This window comes from Streptomyces sp. KR80, assembly GCF_052245555.1.
Taxonomy (GTDB): Bacteria; Actinomycetota; Actinomycetes; order Streptomycetales; family Streptomycetaceae; genus Streptomyces.
Genome location: NZ_JBQQCD010000046.1, coordinates 1 through 4,951, shown reverse-complemented (window position 1 = coordinate 4,951; position 4,951 = coordinate 1). Strand labels below are relative to the sequence as shown.

General features: G+C 58.3%; 2 rRNA genes. Both read right to left on the bottom strand.

The annotated features are described in order from the left end of the window. Nucleotides 1-3,022, bottom strand: a 23S ribosomal RNA gene (locus ACTWQI_RS29830); the annotation flags it as partial. A 321-nt stretch (nt 3,023-3,343) separates the two neighbouring features. Next, a 16S ribosomal RNA gene (locus ACTWQI_RS29825) occupies nt 3,344-4,868 on the bottom strand. Nucleotides 4,869-4,951: the final 83 nt, after the last annotated feature.

Genomic DNA, 4,951 nt, shown 5'->3' with positions numbered 1-4,951 from the left:
GGGGGTGGGAGTCCTCATCTCGAAGCAGGCTTCCCGCTTAGATGCTTTCAGCGGTTATCCCTCCCGAACGTAGCCAACCAGCCATGCTCTTGGCAGAACAACTGGCACACCAGAGGTCCGTCCGTCCCGGTCCTCTCGTACTAGGGACAGCCCTTCTCAAGACTCCTACGCGCACAGCGGATAGGGACCGAACTGTCTCACGACGTTCTAAACCCAGCTCGCGTACCGCTTTAATGGGCGAACAGCCCAACCCTTGGGACCGACTCCAGCCCCAGGATGCGACGAGCCGACATCGAGGTGCCAAACCATCCCGTCGATATGGACTCTTGGGGAAGATCAGCCTGTTATCCCCGGGGTACCTTTTATCCGTTGAGCGACGGCGCTTCCACAAGCCACCGCCGGATCACTAGTCCCTACTTTCGTACCTGCTCGACCCGTCAGTCTCACAGTCAAGCTCCCTTGTGCACTTACACTCAACACCTGATTGCCAACCAGGCTGAGGGAACCTTTGGGCGCCTCCGTTACCCTTTAGGAGGCAACCGCCCCAGTTAAACTACCCACCAGACACTGTCCCTGATCCGGATCACGGACCCAGGTTAGACATCCAGCACGACCAGAGTGGTATTTCAACAATGACTCCACGAACACTGGCGTGCCCGCTTCACAGTCTCCCACCTATCCTACACAAGCCGAACCGAACACCAATATCAAGCTGTAGTAAAGGTCCCGGGGTCTTTCCGTCCTGCTGCGCGAAACGAGCATCTTTACTCGTAATGCAATTTCACCGGGCCTATGGTTGAGACAGTCGAGAAGTCGTTACGCCATTCGTGCAGGTCGGAACTTACCCGACAAGGAATTTCGCTACCTTAGGATGGTTATAGTTACCACCGCCGTTTACTGGCGCTTAAGTTCTCAGCTTCGCCCGACCAAAGATCAGACTAACCGGTCCCCTTAACGTTCCAGCACCGGGCAGGCGTCAGTCCGTATACATCGCCTTACGGCTTCGCACGGACCTGTGTTTTTAGTAAACAGTCGCTTCTCGCTGGTCTCTGCGGCCACCACCAGCTCACTGTGCAAGACAGATCACCAGCAATGGCCCCCCTTCTCCCGAAGTTACGGGGGCATTTTGCCGAGTTCCTTAACCATAGTTCACCCGAACGCCTCGGTATTCTCTACCTGACCACCTGAGTCGGTTTAGGGTACGGGCCGCAACAGCACTCGCTAGAGGCTTTTCTCGACAGCATAGGATCATCCACTTCACCACAATCGGCTCGGCATCAGGTCTCAGGCTTGATACCAGGCGGATTTACCTACCTGGCGCCCTACACCCTTACCCCGGGACAACCACCGCCCGGGCTGGACTACCTTCCTGCGTCACCCCATCACTCACCTACTACAGGTCTGGACCGTCGGCTCCACCACTCCGACCTCGTCCGAAGACTCAGCCGGCGGCTTCACGGACTTAGCATCGCCTGATTCAGCGTTGACGCACCATCACGGGTACCGGAATATCAACCGGTTGTCCATCGACTACGCCTGTCGGCCTCGCCTTAGGTCCCGACTTACCCTGGGCAGATCAGCTTGACCCAGGAACCCTTAGTCAATCGGCGCACACGTTTCTCACGTGTGTATCGCTACTCATGCCTGCATTCTCACTCGTGAACCGTCCACAACTCCCTTACAGGGCTGCTTCACCCGGCACACAACGCTCCCCTACCCATCAGCACCCTCGTTAAAGGTATATGTGCCAATGACACGACTTCGGCGGTACGCTTGAGCCCCGCTACATTGTCGGCGCGGAATCACTTGACCAGTGAGCTATTACGCACTCTTTCAAGGATGGCTGCTTCTAAGCCAACCTCCTGGTTGTCTCTGCGACTCCACATCCTTTCCCACTTAGCGCACGCTTAGGGGCCTTAGTCGATGCTCTGGGCTGTTTCCCTCTCGACCATGGAGCTTATCCCCCACAGTCTCACTGCCGCGCTCTCACTTACCGGCATTCGGAGTTTGGCTAAGGTCAGTAACCCGGTAAGGCCCATCGCCTATCCAGTGCTCTACCTCCGGCAAGAAACACACGACGCTGCACCTAAATGCATTTCGGGGAGAACCAGCTATCACGGAGTTTGATTGGCCTTTCACCCCTAACCACAGGTCATCCCCCAGGTTTTCAACCCTGGTGGGTTCGGGCCTCCACGACCTCTTACAGCCGCTTCACCCTGCCCATGGCTAGATCACTCCGCTTCGGGTCTTGGGCATGCTACTAGGGTCGCCCTCTTCGGACTCGCTTTCGCTACGGCTCCCCCACACGGGTTAACCTCGCAACACACCGCAAACTCGCAGGCTCATTCTTCAAAAGGCACGCAGTCACGACCGCAAGTGCAAGCACTCACGGCGACGCTCCCACGGCTTGTAGGCACACGGTTTCAGGTACTCTTTCACTCCGCTCCCGCGGTACTTTTCACCATTCCCTCACGGTACTATCCGCTATCGGTCACCAGGGAATATTTAGGCTTAGCGGGTGGTCCCGCCAGATTCACACGGGATTTCTCGGGCCCCGTGCTACTTGGGAAATACGCAAGAGAGCCGCCATGATTTCAGCTACGGGGGTCTTACCCTCTACGCCGGGCCTTTCGCATGCCCTTCGCCTATCACGACGGTTTCTGACTCTCCGACCGGCCGGCAGACCGATCAAGCACACTCCCACAACCCCGTAAGCGCAACCCCTGCCGGGTATCACACGCCTACGGTTTAGCCTCATCCAGTTTCGCTCGCCACTACTCCCGGAATCACGGTTGTTTTCTCTTCCTGCGGGTACTGAGATGTTTCACTTCCCCGCGTTCCCTCCACACGCCCTATGTGTTCAGGCATGGGTGACAGCCCATGACGACTGCCGGGTTTCCCCATTCGGACACCCCCGGATCACAGCTCGGTTGACAGCTCCCCGGGGCCTATCGTGGCCTCCCACGTCCTTCATCGGTTCCTGGTGCCAAGGCATCCACCGTGCGCCCTTAAAAACTTGGCCACAGATGCTCGCGTCCACTGTGCAGTTCTCAAACAACGACCAGCCACCCACCACCCCACTGACCAAACAGCGAGTTCACCGGGACCGGCACACCGAAGGCACAACCACCACGGCCGCACCCTCAGACACCCAACAGCGTGCCCGACACGACCCTTGATCCGATCCACGTTCCACGCCCCCAGGAGGGGGCAGTACTAGCGGTCATCACAACGACCGTGCCGAGTAGTCAACGTTCCACCCATGAGCAACCAGCACCGGACGTTCGCCGGTGTTCTGGCCTCTGACCAATCCCCGTAGGGGCTGGTGAGAAGTGCTCCTTAGAAAGGAGGTGATCCAGCCGCACCTTCCGGTACGGCTACCTTGTTACGACTTCGTCCCAATCGCCAGTCCCACCTTCGACGATTCCCTCCCACAAGGGGTTGGGCCACCGGCTTCGGGTGTTACCGACTTTCGTGACGTGACGGGCGGTGTGTACAAGGCCCGGGAACGTATTCACCGCAGCACTGCTGATCTGCGATTACTAGCGACTCCGACTTCATGGGGTCGAGTTGCAGACCCCAATCCGAACTGAGACCGGCTTTTTGAGATTCGCTCCACCTCACGGCATCGCAACTCATTGTACCGGCCATTGTAGCACGTGTGCAGCCCAAGACATAAGGGGCATGATGACTTGACGTCGTCCCCACCTTCCTCCGAGTTGACCCCGGCAGTCTCCTGTGAGTCCCCGGCATAACCCGCTGGCAACACAGGACAAGGGTTGCGCTCGTTGCGGGACTTAACCCAACATCTCACGACACGAGCTGACGACAGCCATGCACCACCTGTACACCGACCACAAGGGGGCACGTGTCTCCACGTGTTTCCGGTGTATGTCAAGCCTTGGTAAGGTTCTTCGCGTTGCGTCGAATTAAGCCACATGCTCCGCCGCTTGTGCGGGCCCCCGTCAATTCCTTTGAGTTTTAGCCTTGCGGCCGTACTCCCCAGGCGGGGAACTTAATGCGTTAGCTGCGGCACGGACGACGTGGAATGTCGCCCACACCTAGTTCCCAACGTTTACGGCGTGGACTACCAGGGTATCTAATCCTGTTCGCTCCCCACGCTTTCGCTCCTCAGCGTCAGTATCGGCCCAGAGATCCGCCTTCGCCACCGGTGTTCCTCCTGATATCTGCGCATTTCACCGCTACACCAGGAATTCCGATCTCCCCTACCGAACTCTAGCCTGCCCGTATCGAATGCAGACCCGGGGTTAAGCCCCGGGCTTTCACATCCGACGCGACAAGCCGCCTACGAGCTCTTTACGCCCAATAATTCCGGACAACGCTCGCACCCTACGTATTACCGCGGCTGCTGGCACGTAGTTAGCCGGTGCTTCTTCTGCAGGTACCGTCACCGGTAAAGGCTTCTTCCCTGCTGAAAGAGGTTTACAACCCGAAGGCCGTCATCCCTCACGCGGCGTCGCTGCATCAGGCTTGCGCCCATTGTGCAATATTCCCCACTGCTGCCTCCCGTAGGAGTCTGGGCCGTGTCTCAGTCCCAGTGTGGCCGGTCGCCCTCTCAGGCCGGCTACCCGTCGTCGCCTTGGTAGGCCATCACCCCACCAACAAGCTGATAGGCCGCGGGCTCATCCTGCACCGCCGGAGCTTTCCACCCACCAAGATGCCTCGGCAGGTCATATCCGGTATTAGACCCCGTTTCCAGGGCTTGTCCCAGAGTGCAGGGCAGATTGCCCACGTGTTACTCACCCGTTCGCCACTAATCCCCGGCCGAAACCGGATCATCGTTCGACTTGCATGTGTTAAGCACGCCGCCAGCGTTCGTCCTGAGCCAGGATCAAACTCTCCGTGAATGCTTTCCGGGTCACCCCGGCAACACCACGAGAGCGGAACAGCCGGAGGAATAATCCCGACCGTTCACAGCATCCTCGCTGTG